The sequence below is a fragment of the Lactovum miscens genome, from assembly GCF_014202895.1.
Lineage (GTDB): Bacteria > Bacillota > Bacilli > Lactobacillales > Streptococcaceae > Lactovum > Lactovum miscens.
Genome location: NZ_JACHHV010000008.1, coordinates 24,321 through 39,312, shown reverse-complemented (window position 1 = coordinate 39,312; position 14,992 = coordinate 24,321). Strand labels below are relative to the sequence as shown.

Sequence of the window (14,992 nt, the reverse complement as noted above, 5' to 3'; positions counted from 1 at the left end):
TTAGTATGAAAAAGTTTCTTGATAAAATTCCAGTTGTACTTAGTTCCGATATCTCAATTTTCATTTTTCTTTTCCTTTTTGTTTATCTTTTTTTAATTGGCGTGATTGGCCTTTTTGTTCCTGCACTTGCACCTTCGAGTAATATGCAACTTGTACTTGGTAATTACACCAATGTAACAAGTGCACTTGGTGCGGCTATTTCAGCAGGAGCAGCAACAGCTGCACACACTTCCGTCAAGCGACTCCATATAAAGAATGATGAGCTCCAAGAATCTATGCGGAATTTACACAAAAAAAATGACCGGCTAAACGATTCTATTAATGAATTACAAGACAAACATGATAAAGTTCATGAATCATTGGAAAATCTCCATAAAAAAATTGATAAGATCAGTAGCAATCAGAAAAATTAAAATTATTATCAGTCTTTAGGAATATACAAAAATCCCACATTCTAGAATGTGGGATTTTTACTAATGGTTTAAACTTAAAGCATGTCAATCAAGAGTTGCTTCAGCTCATCAATTTTGGGTTGGCGTGGATTAGCCGGTGTACATTGATCGTTATAAACTAAATCGGCTAAACGATCAAGATTATCACGGAGCTGTTTCTCAGAGCAACCATTACCAGTTAGGGTAATATCAATCTCGATTGCATCTGTCAACTTCTTAATTTCAGCTAACAAAATTTCAACGGCTTTTTCATCTGAATCTACTTTTGTTGCAAATCCCATAAAGCGTGAAATATCCGCATAGTCAGCTTGAGCACGATAAACCTCATAGCGAGGATAAGGGGTACGTTTTACATTACCAGTTACCGCATTATACCGAATGACATGTGGCATAGCGATTGCAATTGCAAGGCCGTGAGGAAGGCCAAATTCGCCACCTGTCTTATGTGCCAAAGAGTGGTTAATTCCTAGAAAGGCGTTAGCAAACGCCATACCTGCCATGGTTGCCGCATTATGCATACGCTCACGTGCCATTTGGCCTTCCTTGGTCGGGTGGCTTGGATCATAGTTATAAGAGTTAGCCAGATTTTCAAAGATGAGTTTGATTGCTTGTAATGAGATAGGCTTTGTATAATCTGAAGACATAACAGAGACATATGATTCAATAGCATGTGATAACGCATCAATACCAGACCAAGAGACAGTGCGTTTTGGAACTGTCATGACAAATTCTGGGTCAACAATTGCTACTTGAGGTGTCAATTGATAATCGGCCAGTGGATACTTAACATGAGTCTCATCATCAGTAATAACTGCAAATGGTGTTACTTCTGATCCCGTACCTGAAGTTGTCGGAATAGCCACCATCTGAGTTTGATGTGGATGATAAAACTTAATGATACGTTTACGGATATCTACAAACTTTTGAGCAAACTCTTCAAACAGATGTTTCAGCGCAACATTATCATTAAGGTCAACCTCACCACGTGAGGCATATTCGTGAATCAAACGTCCAATCTTACCCGCATCAAGAGCAGAACCACCACCTAAACAGATAACTGTATCTGGATTGAAATCATGCATTTGACGAGCAATTTCGATTGCTTGACTCAAAGTAGGGTCTGGTTTTACAGAACCATAAATACTGGTCTCAACTGATGTTGGACGAACAGCTAATTGTTCTAAAACCTTCTCAACAAATCCGAATTTCACCATACCAGGATCCGCAACGATAAAAGCACGATGAATGTGTGGCAACTCTTGCAAGTAACTAATAGAATTTTTTTCGTAGTAGATTTCTTTAGGTAAGCGAACCCATTGGGGGCGATTACGACGCTTAGCCACTGTTTTAATATTCAAAAGATCGTAAGTGCTCAAATTATGTGAGAGCGAATTTTTTCCCCAACTTCCTGTTCCGAGCGTCAATGAAGGACGCATTGCATCTGTATAGATATCTCCCACACCACCAATTGAATCAGGTTGATTGACCAATATACGGGAGGCCTCTACTAAGATTCCAAACTCTTTAATGAATGGATCATCCATACTTCCAATTTGGATAGCTGCGTTATGTCCCGCCCCTTGGTAAGCCAACAGGCTACGAACAATTTCAATGCCTTCTTCACGACTATTTGATTTATAAACTGAGAGCAACGGAGAAAGCTTTTCTGAAGAAAGGGCTTCGCCAATGTTTTCTTTTTCAAGCTCGAAGAACAAAACATCTTTGTCAGCTGGAATTTCAACCCCTGCCTGCTCTGCAATCCATTGTCCAGAGCGACCTGCAACAGGGCCAGTCACACCATAGCCATCTGGTCGTTCTACAAAGACAAATTTTTCAATGGCAGCATAATCCTTCTTTGGGACGATGTATGCTCCTTGAAGTTGAGCTTTAGTCATAAATTCATCATAAACCTTGGCATCAACGACGGCAGAGTTTTCGGTAGCACAAATCATGCCATTATCAAAGCGTTTTGACAAAAGTAAATCTTCTACCGCGCGATCAATATTGGCTGTTGCATCAACATATATTGCACCATTACCAGCGCCAACCCCGAGTGATGGATTACCAGACTTAAGGGCTGCATTGACCATTCCAGGTCCGCCTGTTGCAAGAATTGTCGCAATTCCTGTGTTTTGAATTAACGCTGTTGTCATATCCAGACTTGGAGCTTCTATCCATTGAATGAAGTTTTTTGGCGCACCCGCTGCAAGGGCCGCTTCATAAACAACTTGAGCTGCATGGCTTGAACATTTTTGCGCCTGAGGATGAAATGCAAACACAATTGCATTGCGAGTTTTTGCGGTCAAAAGGGATTTGAAAATTGTAGTTGAGGTTGGATTAGTAGTTGGAACAATTCCAGCTAGGACACCCAGAGGGCTCGCAATTTCGACTGATCCAGCAACTTTATTTTCTGAAATAACGCCCACTGTTTTGTCATGTTGGATTGCATGATAAACTGATTCAGAGGCAAATCTATTCTTTGTGTCCTTATCTTCAACCACACCTCGGCCTGTTTCAATAACAGCCTCATGAGCCAATTCTAATGAGTGTTCACTAGCGGCAAGTGCCATCTCTGCCACGATTCGGTCAACCTTCTCCTGGCTGAAATTCAAAAATTCAATAACAGCCTTATTGGCTTTCTCTACAAGTTCCGCAGTAATATCTTGGGCTTGTTTAAAATTTGCAGTCTTTTCATCTGCAGTGAGTTCTTTTTTTGGCGCTTTCGTTGCCATGTTCTTCTCCTCCTTAAGGAATGTCTAAGTCAATTTTTTCAGCACTTTAATGTGCTTCATAACTCATGTATCAGTAAAAACAACTTTTATGTTAGTGATGTGTTTCACATACTTGTATTTTACATGTTCTTTTTTAGTTTGTCAAGAATTTTTGTGATTTTTTTATCAAAGTTTGTCTTCTATGTTGAAAACAAAAAAGATTCCACAAGAGAACCTTTTTAGTAAAATAAAACAAATTATTTCAGCTTATACACAGTAAAGTTTGTATCTTTAAGATTTACTTCTGTATAACTTGTCTTCAAAGTAGATTTGACAGAATCAGACAACTTCTTGCTATTCTGTACAACGACATACTTAGCTTTAGAGGACGCTAAGTTAATATCATAAGTCTGTGAATAGGATACAGGATAATAACTTGGTGGCATTGTCACAGTTGAAACGCGTTGAGCTAAATAGTCAATACTATTATTGTCAGCAACTAGAATGACTTGGTCTTTAATTGAGGTGTTTCGATCAATATATGAAGAAATCACCTTTTCAGAATTTATTTTATCTGCATTAATTGTATTATTTACAAAAGGGAAAGCAACAATTAGTAGCAAAGCAACAATCGGAAAGAAACTAGTTGCCTTTAAATATTGGCTTAAAGAGCCAACCAAACTAAATTCTTCAATTTTCTCTTGATAAGCCTTTCGATCAATAGTCAACCCAATAAACATCACAACAAAAGGAAGAATTACAAATGCATTTGCAGGGCTGTACTCTTTTTGAAATGAAATTAAAACCAAACTTAAGAATCCAGCAATCAAAAGGAATACTGACCAAATTCGATGGTGCCCATTGCTCACATAATAGAAACCTAGCAGCCAACTTGATAGAAGTCCAGACAGTAAAACAATGACTAATGAAATGCCAAGGTTCATCAATCCATTTAAGGATAAGTTTAAATGAGTAAATGGAAGAGTCACTGCTTGTTCTATAACTGGAAAGAAAATTTGGCTCGTAAGTGTATAGTAACCCACAACTGCATAGACAAGTACAGCCCCCATTAAGCCACATAAAAGTTGATAAAAGCCTCTTCCCCAATTTCCACGCGAGATGTTACTGCCAATAAGGCCAAGGACGCCAAGTACAAAAAGAAGAAGGAAGATTGGGAAAAACAAACTCGCAATCGCACCAGCTGCACCATAAAGCAATATTACCTCATCTTTTGCAGCTTCATCATCCATAAAGTAACGGTTGAGAACTCTGAAACCGTATAAGGCAAAAGGCATTGCGAAGAGAATAGGCTGCGCCCCCCCCAGTGACAAACCAGCCAACATAAAGGTCACAGAAGCAGAAATCACTGAACTTAGCCTCTTGCTATCAAGCAGATTATCAAAAATCTTAAAAAGTGATACAGCTGATAACCAAACCATCAAAACTTCAATCAACCAAAGTATCCAAGTACTTCCATTAATGTTTCCAACTTGATTCAGAAGATAATAAAGCGGGCCCGCAGAGCCAAATAGCTGAATATAAGGTGATATACTATGATTCATTGCAAAAGCAGCATAAAGATTGTTAACTGCCGCTCCAGTTGCCACTCGATGAATCAAAGGAAAGCTATAGAAAGTGAGGCTTCCCAAAAAAGCAACAACCAGAAGTTGTATATAATAAACGCTGTTTGGAATCAAAAAAACCGAACGAGACACACTTTCGCTAGCATCAACTTCGTTGTAATTACCTTCAATATCTTCTTGATTACTACTGACACTACTCAACCCAAGAAAATCAGAATTTGTCAGGGAAACCATATCATCTTCTAAATCAGAAATTTTTAAGGCTTTTAAGGCTTGGGTATCACTTTCATCACCATCACTCTTCAGTGAAGATAAATAGGTCTCAAAAGAGTTCGAAAATTCACCTGAGCTTGCGATATATTGATCAAGCGGGTGAGGTCCTTCACTTACCTTTAGTTCCTGTTCATTATCTTCTGAATCTGTTTGTATTGGATCCAGGTGGTTCTCACTCAAATGATTCTGATGAGACTTGAAAAATCCCGGTACCGTTCTGTGACTGATTGCTATATTTCTTTTCAAATTAGGTTGACTAAATTCAGATGCCTCAACCTCTTCTTCATTTCTATCTTGATTCGATGTCTTATTGGTTCTCTTTAGTCTTGACTCGAACACCTGATTGAGTCGGCGAGTTGTCCGACTATAGGTCGGGCCTTTCTTTTCTTCCTCTTTCAAATGAGCTCCTTTATTGGTATACCAAGTCATTTTATCAAAAAGACGAACTTTTTACAATTCGTTTACGTAAAGTAGACCTCTTAGACCCACCGATTATATTAATCGTTAAATTTATATACAAAAAAAGGAAAAGATTTCTTTTCCTTTAAAATAGAATCAATCTTCCTCTTCCACTTCTTCTTGAAATTGGTTAAAGACATCTTCGATCATTGCCCATTCGTCTTCTGCATCTTCTGGAATTGGTGTCAAGTTTCCTTCAGTGCCATCCTCATTTTGAGTGAAGCTGTAAACTGATATTTCGGCATCTTCATCATCTTCTAGTCCAGCCGGCAAAAGAAGAACATAGCTCTTACCAAATTCTTCTTTCCCATCAATCGTCAAAACAACCTCAAAAAGGACTTCATTCCCTTCATCATCAATGAGGGTAATCAAACGTTCTTCGTCTTCCAATTCCTGATCATGGTCATGTGTATGTTCTGTCATTTCGATTCTCCTTTGTAAGAACACTCTTCAACTAAAAGGCAGAGTGGGCATCTAGATAATTTTGTAATATTAAGACTGCCGCCAATTTGTCAATATACTTTTTTCGATTCTCTCGGCGTGTTCCACCTGCAATCAAGACCTTTTCGGCCTGAACAGTCGTTAGACGTTCATCTTGAAAGTCAACTGTAATGCCAAATTTTTCAACAATCTTTGCACCATAAAACCTACTTGCTTCAGCACGCAAACCTTCATCATTATTCATGTGCTTTGGTAGACCCAGTACTAATTTAACTGGTCTATGTGCCTGAATTAGTTCGGACAATCGATCAAAACCTAGTTCGCCAGTTGCTTCATCAATTTTAATAGTCTCGACTGGCTGGGCTGTTATACCCAAAGGGTCTGAAATAGCAACACCAACTGTTTTTGAGCCAACATCAAGTCCCATTAAACGACCGATCAATGTATAGTCCCCGTTGTTCTAAGATAGGATTTAACCAACTCCTCAACAATGTCATCACGATTTAAACGGCTCATTTTAGCCCTTGCTTCATTATGGCGAGGAATATAAGCCGGATCACCAGAAAGAAGATAGCCTACGATTTGATTGATCGGTTCATAACCTTTTTCACTTAGGGTTGAGTAAACGCTTGTCAATGTCGCTTGAATTTCATTTTGTGAAAAATCACGTAAATCAAAACGCATTGTTTCATCATTAAAGCTCATATTTACCTCCAAATATTCATGCAAGCCGATAAACTCACACCTATTTGAACTAATTATAACTTACTTTATGATAATTTTCCAGTTCACCATCCAAAAAATGGACAAAACCCTTAAGGCAAATCGTTTCCTGCTGATAGGTAAAGATCATACCATTCTTGGTGAGTCAAAATTACATCACTTGCATCTGTCACTGACTTAATACGAGTCGGATTAACTGTGCCTATAATTGTTTGCATATTTGCTGGATGGCGATTAATCCAAGCGATTGCAATACCATCTGGTGTCACCCCATATTTTTCTGCCAGCTCTTCTAACTTGTCATTCAAATCAGGAAATTTTTCACGGTTGCCAACAAAAAAGCCTTCAAATAAACCATATCGGAAAGGTGACCAAGCTTGAATTGTCATCTTATGGGCACGACTATACTCAAGAATTCCACCATCATGATCAATACTACGGGCATCAGCCATATTCACATGGAAACCGGAGTCGATCATTCCAGTATTTGTCAAAGAAAACTGGAGTTGATTCATCAAAAGTGGAACCTTTACTGCAGTTTTCAGAAGTTCAATTTGACCTGAATTTTGGTTTGATACACCAAAATAACGCACTTTCCCAGCTTTTTTTAACTCCTCAAAAGCATAATTAACCTCTTCAGGTTCCATTAAAGTATCTGGTCGGTGCAAAAGCAAGCTATCAAGATAGTCAACTTTTAAACGCTTCATAGAGCCTTCTGTAGCCTCAATAATGTGTTCTTTCGTGAAGTTAAATTCTTTTCCCGGCACGATACCCACCTTAGACTGAATATAGACATTTTCACGTTTTAAAGTTGATTTTCCAAATGAATCTGCAAAAATTTTTTCACACTCACCACCACCATAGATATCTGCATTATCAAAGAAGTTAATCCCACCTTCCGCAGCGACTTCAAGTGCTCTAACTGTATCTTTATCTGGCTCCGTAAAGTTCATAATACCAAGTACCACTTGAGAAGCTGACATTTCGCCAATTTGAATTCTTTTCATCCTTGAAAAAAACCTCCATTTTATAATTTAACCCAAATACAAATTATCTTATATTTGACCCTGTTTTAAAATTATAACATTTAAGCGTTCACATTTCTTAACAATTTTGTGACATTCTCATCTTTTTCAAGAAATTATTTGGATAATAAGATAGAGAGTAAAGTTAGAAAAATAAAAAAAGCCCCTAAAGGAGCAAATTTTTATCAGACTGTTAAGCTCTTACGGCCTTTAGCACGACGTGCTGCAAGGACGCGACGGCCATTTTTAGTAGCCATACGAGCGCGGAAACCATGTGTAGTCTTACGTGGCTTTTTATGTGGTTGATAAGTACGTTTCATTTTTGGGAAATCCTTTCTCTATACTTCATACTTGTTAGGTCTTGCCTAAAGCATGCTGTTAAATTATAGTACACGTAATGAACTTTGTCAAGAATTTTTTCTTTAGTGCTCTTCACTTGTCTCGTTATCTTCTAATTGAACAACGATAAAACGCTTTGTTCCTTGACCTTCTGAGTGACTATCAATCTCTGGATAATCTGACAATGTGTTGTGAATGATTTTACGCTCGTGCGCTGGAAGATCAGAAATATAGACAGCTTCACCCGTTGAGATAACGCGATCTGCTGCACGCTTTGCCAGACTAATTAGATAACGTTCACGTTTCTCATGATATTCACCTACATTCACACTAACATTCACACGCTCTGAAGTTAATACAGAAGCTAGTGCTTTTGCTAATACCTCAAGGCTTTCAAGGATCTTGCCGTGTTTTCCAATTAAAAGCGCATCATGATTTGAATTCATATTGAAACTCAAACCTTCTTGAGTTTCTTCATATGAAATTTCAGCTTGAATATCCATCCCATCAACGATAACATTGAGATATTCAACAATTTTACTTGCAAGTTCATCATGTGAAATTTGTGGTCCTTTTTTCTTTTCTGCCACATTTACAACTGTTTCTGCTGAGATATCTTCAACTGGAATAAATTTTGAAGCTGCTGTAATTTCTTCAATTTTTTCTTTGCGCTCTTCTTCTGATAAATTTTCATCATCTTGAATACCAGCCTCACGCACAGCCTTAATCACTTTATTTAATCGTAAAGTTGCTTCCATTGCGGATTCTGCATGTTCAACTTCGAGGTCTGATTGATCTACATTACGAGTCGCCATACGATTAGCACGACGAATTGTATCTGCACGAATAGGTTCAATGCTAACACGTGCACGTTTGCGTCCAAATCCCATAATCCCGTTTGATTCACGTTGTTCTATTTCAATATGAGCACTTTCGCGGGGAATTCCCTCACGTTTCAGACCGCGTTCAATTGCTTCTTCTACTGTGTTTCCAGTATAGGTTGCCATTTTATTAACCTCCGGTTATTTTATTCATAGATTGAGCGCCAGGAGTAGGCTTCAATTTTCAATGACACATTTCATTTATACATGAAATAAGGACGGATACAGAGGATACTTCTTACTTCTTTTTAGTGGCTTTTCGGAAAGCCCGCTCACGTGACTTTTCCTTATCAAGAACGGCTTGTGTCTTGGCATCACGTGCAGCAATAATTTTCCAAGGGTTTGCAATCAACATTGTTTGGAATACTTGGAACGCATTTGATACCACCCAGTACAGTGCCACACCAGCTGAGAAATTCAACGCCATAATTAGGATGAAAATAGGCATAATGATCGTCATTGATAGCGTCATTGAATTCCGTTCTGGTGCAGACTTCATCATTAAGTACGAACTGAGAAAGGTAAACAAGGCTGCCAAAATAGGTAAGACATAGGTTGGATCTTTAACTGTCAAATCCAGCCAGAAGAAATTCGTTGGAACATTCCAAATTCTAACAAAGTCAACATTGATTAAGGCTTGATATAACGCCCACAAAAATGGTAATTGTACAAGGACAGGTAAACAGCCCGCATATGGATTAACTTTATTTTCTGCATAAAGTTTTTGAGTGGCATCTTGCAGTAGACGACGTGACTCCATATCCTTCCCAGGGAATTTCGCTTGAAGTGCTTTAATCTGGGGTTGTAATTCTTGTGTCTTTTGAGACGACTTAATTTGCAAGCTCATTAGTGGCATTAAAGCGGCACGAATTATAATTGTAATAAGAATAATACCTAGACCAATTGATCCGCCAAAACTGAGCCAATGAATAATTTGTGCAAACCAGAAGACAATCTGATTCCAAAGACCATTTGAAGAACTGGTCACACCTGGTTTTGAACAGGCTGAGAGTATAAGCAAGCCGAGCGCAGCTGCGCCAGCAAGGCTAATTCGTTTAATTTTCTTTTTTTTCATCTGTACTTCTTATAATTTTTGATTTTGTTAACACATGTATGAGATTTTTTTGAACTTGAGCAAAGGTAAAATTTTCTACCCCCTTACGCGCAATAATAACAAAGTCTTTTTCAACCAGTTCTGGTCTAAGATCTTTCAAAACAGCTCGGATGAGACGTTTGATCCGATTTCTAGTTACCGCATGACCCAATTTCTTGCTAACAGATAAACCAACCCGAAAATGCTTCCTATCGTTCTCCACCATATAGACAATAAATGCTCTATTTGCGAAACTATTCTTAGCTTTAAAAATGGCCTCAAAATCATTAGATTTTTTGACTCGAAATGATTTTTTAATTCCCAAAAAGGCTCCCTCGTAAGCGTTATACTGGAATATTGTATCATATTTCTACGAAAAGTGCATTAACTTTAGCAAAGTGTCCCGTTTCTCTTACCATGCTTAAAGATGACTTTTGCTTTAATAAAAAAGCCACATCGGATGTGATGTGCCTTCAATATTATTAGGAGCCAACGAGATTTGAACTCGTACACCTGCGTAAACAGGTTCGACGGATTTCGAGTCCGTTGCAGTACCGGATTGTGCCATGGCTCCAAAAACTCTATTTCAGATTATATCACTTCATTAAGGCATTGGTCAATCACGAATCATCTTTTAAATAAATTGGTTTTATGAAGTTTTTCTCTTGACAATGCTTTTATAAATTGATAAGATGTTCGAGTACTAGTTAGCGGAATTGGCGGAATTGGCAGACGCGCAGGATTAAGGATCCTGTCGGGAGTTTTCCTGGTGCGAGTTCAAGTCTCGCATTCCGCATGACAGATCATTGAGAAACCTCGTTTATGAAACGAGGTTTCTTTTTATTACTTGAGCAGGAATTATATACTTGTATTGTATAATAATATAATATAGAAAACCTCAGTTGATGAGCTGCTTCCACTTTTGGTATATTAATTTTGCAGTACAAAAACCGCGATCATACATCGTGAAACGCTATTTTTTAATATTGCTCAATCATTGAAATAAACCAATACCTACCTTGGTATTGGTTTATTTCAAAATTTTCGTAGAAAAAAAGAAATTAGGTTTCAGAGAGAAATATAAAATTAATTGTCAGAAATATTTTTTCTACTAATTTTTTCATACTTCGGCGTATGTAAGAAGTTTATCTCTTTTCCTTAGTCTTAATTATATGAGCCGAATTATCCAATATAGCGATGTAAGCATTTTATGTGTACTTCTCCATTCATATCTATTTCTTCAAATACTCTTTCTTCATTCCGCATTTCTCCATTACTCTTTCCGACTGTATATTTAAAATATCATGTTTGGCAAAAATTCTTTCATATCCTTCGAGGTTATATAAATAGAAAATAACTTTTGATAGTGCTTCAGCCATATGGCCATTCCCCCACCACCTTTTTCCAATCACATACCCAATCTCTACTCTTTTTTCAATTTGGACAACATTTACACCAGTTATCGTTCCTATGAGAATATGGTCATCATTTGTAACAATTCCCCAATCGTAATAAGTGGGCAAGCTATACAGAGCCTTTCTTTTATTTAAACTGTATTTTGTTTCATCAATGCTAGTGTGTGGCTTCCAACTTAAAAATTTCGTAACTTCAGTATCACTAGCCCAATTTGTAAAGAATTCCTCACCATCTTTTTCAGTCAATCTTCTTAATAAAAGTCTTTTTGTAATTAGTCTTTTTGTTCCTACCATTTTCCCCAAATTAGCTATATTTTTTCCTAAAATTACGGAATTAATTATATAGCACATACTACCCCAAAATCAACAAGAATATCTTTTTCACTTGTTAACATAGACAAATTTAAGCCTTAAAAGCATGAATCTGAAAGATAAAAATATTTAAATTTTCAATTTTTCCAATTAATTTTTAAGCAACTTTGGAAAAGACGCTTTCCATAATAATCATTGCGAGAAATATTGCCCCTAAATTATTCATATGTGTACGTAAGGTGTTAATATTTTTCTACTTAGCTTGACATTCTTCTAGGTAGCAATAAAAACATCCTTATCGGATTTTTAAAAAGTACTACACCATCAACCTTTTGCCGAAGAAAATACTATTTCTTATATTGGTGCTTACTTTTTAAGGCCACCCAAGGCTCTCAACGCATAGAAGATTGAGACTGTATCAACTACTTCTTGGAGGAGGGCACCAATCGTTGCAGGAATTATGCCAGTTGCGGCAATCAGCATCAAGATGACACAGATAAAGATACCAATTAAAACCGCCTGTTTTGCAATCGTCATTGTATCTCGGCTAATTTTTATCGCGTTAGGTACAGCTGCCAAATCATTTTTTAAAAGAATTATGTCAGCGGTCTCGCTAGCTACTGTGTTTTCACCAATCCCCATTGCAATACCCACATCAGACAGAGCAAGAGCTGGAGCATCATTTACCCCATCTCCAACCATAATCGTTGGTTTCTCAGTGACCATACGAACTATTTCAAGTTTTTGTTCAGGTAATAATTGTGCATGAACTTGGTCAATTCCAACTTCGGAAGCAATTTTGTTAGCTGTCATCTGATTATCACCAGTTATCATCGTGATATTTTTGACTTTAAGTCGATGAAGCTCAGCCATAACTTGCTTGGCATCGTCCCGCAATTGATCAGAGAAGACCACTCGACCAATATAGTGATCATCTCTTGCTACATAAAAAGAAGTTCCTTCCAGATTCTCTGGCGCATTGGTATAGCTCGCACGGCCAATCTTTATGATTGAACCGCCAATATTCCCGGTCACTCCAAGTCCTGGGACTTCTTTAATTTCAGTCACGACTAAATTAGGAATTTCCTTATCAACAATGTAGGCAGCAAACGATCGAGCCAAAATATGGCTTGAAGACTTTTCTACCGCATAGACTATGGCTTCGAGTTCAAGTGCCGTAACTCCTTCCTCAGGGAGCACTTGATCAACGGCTAATTTACCCGTCGTGATGGTTCCAGTCTTATCAAAGAAAATTGATTTTGCTGTAGCCAGTTTTTCTATAATCATACCGTTTTTGATCAAAACTCCATTCTTAGACGAACGTGACATCCCTGATACAAAGGCTATCGGTGCCGCCAAAATCAAGGGGCAAGGGCTCGCAACAACCAAGACCTGTGCAATACGAATAGGATCCCTTGTAATGGCAAAAGCCACACCCGCAATCAGATACGCAGCTATCGTAAACGGAATAGCATAGCGATCAGCCAAACGCACAAAGTTGGCTGGCTGAGACTCTGCTTCTCGAACGAGACTTACAATTTTTTGAAGCTGTGAGTCTGCTGCTTCCACTTTCGTTTCGATCTCAATTGCCATATTTGAATTAATTGAGCCAGATAAAACATCATCCCCCTTATTGAGCTCATAAGGTTTTGTTTCACCTGTCACCGAGGCTTCATCCAGAGTTGCATGTTTTGAGACTAAGATACCATCAATAGGGATAACTTCCATCGGCTTGATTAAAAGACGTGAGCCAATCTTGACATCGTCTAGAGCCACATCAACAACTTTCCCCTCCTGGTTAATATGAGCTTTGTCTGGAGATTTATCCAATAAAGCTGTCAATTCTCTCCTTGCGACACCTGCAGCATAATCCTCTAATGACTCACCACCAACCAACATGATTATAATGATGAGGGCAGCCCAATACTCTCCAACAATCAAAGTTGCCGCAATTGCTGTAATCGCAAGTAAGTCAACTCCGTAACTCCCTTTACGTAAGGTTTGAACCATGCTAATAAACATCGTAATTGCTAAAACAGAACCTGCAAGAGTTACGATAATTCGCGCAAGAAAAGGATCACCAAAAACAAATTGAGCGAAAAGAGCTACAATTGCCACAGTGAATGCCAATACTAATTTTTTCCAGTTTTTCATATCTCTATTATAAAAGAAAAGCTAGATATAAAGTTAGAAAATGATTGTCAAAGAACTTTGTCCTTATTGTGAAACGCTGTATCTAGGAAAAATCTTGATAAAGCATCAATATTTAACATCCTACGTCTCTTTTGAAGAAAGGGAAGTCTCCCCCTTGCATTTCTTAGTACATTTTGCTAAAATAGCTAAGCATATATTTTGACTAGAGTCTAAATCTGAAAAATATCTGAACTAAAAATAAGGAGTCCAAAAAATGGCTGTACCAGCACGTCACACTTCGAAGTCTAAGAAAAATCTTCGTCGTACACACTATAAATTGACTGCGCCATCTGTTTCATTCGATGAAACTACAGGCGACTATCATCATTCACACCGCGTTTCTTTGAAGGGTTATTACAAAGGACGTAAGGTCACTAAAGAAGCATAATAGGGAGGCTTAAGAATGCGCGTTAATATTACACTTGAGCACAAAGAATCTGGCGAACGTCTTTATCTTACTCAAAAGAACAAACGTAACACACCTGACAAACTCGAGTTGAAAAAATACTCTCCAAAACTTAAGAAGCACGTAATTTTCAAAGAAGTAAAATAAAAGCATGGGTTCATTAGGCCTCATAGGGCCTTGCAAATCCTGACCTAATGAAACTTCTGAAATTATGAATTTCGTTGTATTGCATTAAAGGTAATAAGAAAACTAGCATTAAAATGAGTGCTAGTTTTTTAGGCGTTATATTATTACCTTAAAAATTCATTTTGTTTTTCCAGATAAATTTTTTATAAATTTAATTTATCCACTCATAAAACTTTAAAAAGTATCTGATATTAGAATATTTTCTTTGATAATAATTCATCCATATGTCGATTTTTAGAGGTCACATCACTTAAGCTGTTGTCATTTGGGTTTCTTTGAGCAAGAGATGTCGTATATATGATTATAATTCTCATTTTCCTCTCTCAAAGCTCAAAATAGTTTCTCAAATTTTTTTCGAAATCTCCCTGATAATTTGATGAAATAACTCTGAACATGTACTCTTCACAATCACTTCTATAAACAGCTTCTTCCTGAAATGCTTAATTGATTATTATTTTTTAATAGCTAAAATAATAATTGTCTAAAAGAAAAAAAGCCCT

General features: G+C 37.5%; 15 protein-coding genes and 2 tRNA genes. 4 read left to right on the top strand and 13 right to left on the bottom strand.

Annotated features, from left to right (window positions below; translation table 11 throughout):
* Positions 1–5: 5 nt before the first annotated feature.
* Entirely contained in the window at positions 6–413 is a 408-nt protein-coding gene (locus HNQ37_RS03410; protein ID WP_183539332.1) for a hypothetical protein, read from the top strand.
* 74 nt (positions 414–487) lie between these two features.
* On the opposite strand, the gene adhE is transcribed toward HNQ37_RS03410, so the two are convergent.
* The 11 genes from adhE to HNQ37_RS03355 all read right to left on the bottom strand — a co-directional run bounded on the left by adhE (position 488) and on the right by HNQ37_RS03355 (position 10,554).
* Positions 488–3,184 carry a bifunctional acetaldehyde-CoA/alcohol dehydrogenase gene (adhE, locus tag HNQ37_RS03405; RefSeq protein WP_183539329.1) on the bottom strand — a complete coding sequence of 899 codons (2,697 nt, stop codon included), beginning with the start codon at positions 3,182–3,184 and terminating at the stop codon, positions 488–490.
* Between the two features lie 236 nt (positions 3,185–3,420).
* Entirely contained in the window at positions 3,421–5,418 is a 1,998-nt protein-coding gene (locus tag HNQ37_RS03400) for a hypothetical protein (protein WP_183539327.1), read from the bottom strand.
* A 156-nt stretch (positions 5,419–5,574) separates the two neighbouring features.
* Complete coding sequence (locus HNQ37_RS03395) at positions 5,575–5,901, bottom strand: DUF1292 domain-containing protein (RefSeq protein ID WP_183539325.1); 327 nt, start codon at positions 5,899–5,901, stop codon at positions 5,575–5,577.
* Positions 5,902–5,932: 31 nt separating this feature from the next.
* Positions 5,933–6,346 (bottom strand): Holliday junction resolvase RuvX, encoded by a 414-nt coding sequence (ruvX, locus tag HNQ37_RS03390; RefSeq protein ID WP_414672539.1) that lies wholly within the window; start codon positions 6,344–6,346, stop codon positions 5,933–5,935.
* A gap of 11 nt (positions 6,347–6,357) precedes the next feature.
* Positions 6,358–6,624 (bottom strand): IreB family regulatory phosphoprotein, encoded by a 267-nt coding sequence (locus tag HNQ37_RS03385; RefSeq protein ID WP_183539321.1) that lies wholly within the window; start codon positions 6,622–6,624, stop codon positions 6,358–6,360.
* A 110-nt stretch (positions 6,625–6,734) separates the two neighbouring features.
* The gene (locus HNQ37_RS03380) at positions 6,735–7,649 is read right to left on the bottom strand and encodes an aldo/keto reductase (RefSeq protein WP_183539319.1); all 915 of its coding nucleotides are present in this window, start codon (positions 7,647–7,649) and stop codon (positions 6,735–6,737) included.
* 203 nt (positions 7,650–7,852) lie between these two features.
* Positions 7,853–7,987 (bottom strand): 50S ribosomal protein L34, encoded by a 135-nt coding sequence (rpmH, locus tag HNQ37_RS03375; RefSeq protein ID WP_183539317.1) that lies wholly within the window; start codon positions 7,985–7,987, stop codon positions 7,853–7,855.
* Positions 7,988–8,089: 102 nt separating this feature from the next.
* On the bottom strand, positions 8,090–9,013 hold the full coding sequence (gene jag, locus HNQ37_RS03370; protein ID WP_183539315.1) for an RNA-binding cell elongation regulator Jag/EloR: 924 nt from the start codon (positions 9,011–9,013) through the stop codon (positions 8,090–8,092).
* A gap of 112 nt (positions 9,014–9,125) precedes the next feature.
* Positions 9,126–9,962 (bottom strand): YidC/Oxa1 family membrane protein insertase, encoded by an 837-nt coding sequence (locus HNQ37_RS03365; protein ID WP_183539313.1) that lies wholly within the window; start codon positions 9,960–9,962, stop codon positions 9,126–9,128.
* Complete coding sequence (gene rnpA / locus HNQ37_RS03360; RefSeq protein WP_183539370.1) at positions 9,943–10,299, bottom strand: ribonuclease P protein component; 357 nt, start codon at positions 10,297–10,299, stop codon at positions 9,943–9,945. Before rnpA ends, HNQ37_RS03365 begins: the two co-directional genes overlap by 20 nt.
* 165 nt (positions 10,300–10,464) lie before the next feature.
* Positions 10,465–10,554: transfer RNA gene (locus tag HNQ37_RS03355), tRNA-Ser, on the bottom strand.
* Positions 10,555–10,690: 136 nt separating this feature from the next.
* Here HNQ37_RS03355 and HNQ37_RS03350 point away from each other — a divergent pair.
* Positions 10,691–10,776 (top strand) — tRNA-Leu (locus HNQ37_RS03350).
* A 436-nt stretch (positions 10,777–11,212) separates the two neighbouring features.
* Here HNQ37_RS03350 and HNQ37_RS03345 read toward each other — a convergent pair.
* Entirely contained in the window at positions 11,213–11,746 is a 534-nt protein-coding gene (locus tag HNQ37_RS03345; protein WP_183539310.1) for a GNAT family N-acetyltransferase, read from the bottom strand.
* Between the two features lie 327 nt (positions 11,747–12,073).
* The gene (locus HNQ37_RS03340) at positions 12,074–13,861 is read right to left on the bottom strand and encodes a heavy metal translocating P-type ATPase (RefSeq protein ID WP_183539308.1); all 1,788 of its coding nucleotides are present in this window, start codon (positions 13,859–13,861) and stop codon (positions 12,074–12,076) included.
* Positions 13,862–14,114: 253 nt separating this feature from the next.
* Here HNQ37_RS03340 and rpmF point away from each other — a divergent pair, with 253 nt between their 5' ends.
* Positions 14,115–14,288 carry a 50S ribosomal protein L32 gene (rpmF, locus tag HNQ37_RS03335; RefSeq protein ID WP_183539306.1) on the top strand — a complete coding sequence of 58 codons (174 nt, stop codon included), beginning with the start codon at positions 14,115–14,117 and terminating at the stop codon, positions 14,286–14,288.
* Between the two features lie 15 nt (positions 14,289–14,303).
* Positions 14,304–14,453 carry a 50S ribosomal protein L33 gene (gene rpmG / locus HNQ37_RS03330; RefSeq protein WP_183539305.1) on the top strand — a complete coding sequence of 50 codons (150 nt, stop codon included), beginning with the start codon at positions 14,304–14,306 and terminating at the stop codon, positions 14,451–14,453.
* Positions 14,454–14,992 lie beyond the last annotated feature (539 nt).

Coding starts and splice junctions, on each gene's coding strand:
- rpmF (WP_183539306.1), top strand. CDS start 14,115: ATGGCTGTACCAGCACGTCACACTTCGAAGTCTAAGAAAAATCTTCGT.
- ruvX (WP_414672539.1), bottom strand. CDS start 6,346: ATGGGACTTGATGTTGGCTCAAAAACAGTTGGTGTTGCTATTTCAGAC.
- HNQ37_RS03395 (WP_183539325.1), bottom strand. CDS start 5,901: ATGACAGAACATACACATGACCATGATCAGGAATTGGAAGACGAAGAA.
- HNQ37_RS03385 (WP_183539321.1), bottom strand. CDS start 6,624: ATGAGCTTTAATGATGAAACAATGCGTTTTGATTTACGTGATTTTTCA.
- HNQ37_RS03340 (WP_183539308.1), bottom strand. CDS start 13,861: ATGAAAAACTGGAAAAAATTAGTATTGGCATTCACTGTGGCAATTGTA.
- jag (WP_183539315.1), bottom strand. CDS start 9,013: ATGGCAACCTATACTGGAAACACAGTAGAAGAAGCAATTGAACGCGGT.
- adhE (WP_183539329.1), bottom strand. CDS start 3,184: ATGGCAACGAAAGCGCCAAAAAAAGAACTCACTGCAGATGAAAAGACT.
- HNQ37_RS03380 (WP_183539319.1), bottom strand. CDS start 7,649: ATGAAAAGAATTCAAATTGGCGAAATGTCAGCTTCTCAAGTGGTACTT.
- HNQ37_RS03410 (WP_183539332.1), top strand. CDS start 6: ATGAAAAAGTTTCTTGATAAAATTCCAGTTGTACTTAGTTCCGATATC.
- HNQ37_RS03345 (WP_183539310.1), bottom strand. CDS start 11,746: ATGTGCTATATAATTAATTCCGTAATTTTAGGAAAAAATATAGCTAAT.
- HNQ37_RS03365 (WP_183539313.1), bottom strand. CDS start 9,962: ATGAAAAAAAAGAAAATTAAACGAATTAGCCTTGCTGGCGCAGCTGCG.
- rpmH (WP_183539317.1), bottom strand. CDS start 7,987: ATGAAACGTACTTATCAACCACATAAAAAGCCACGTAAGACTACACAT.
- rpmG (WP_183539305.1), top strand. CDS start 14,304: ATGCGCGTTAATATTACACTTGAGCACAAAGAATCTGGCGAACGTCTT.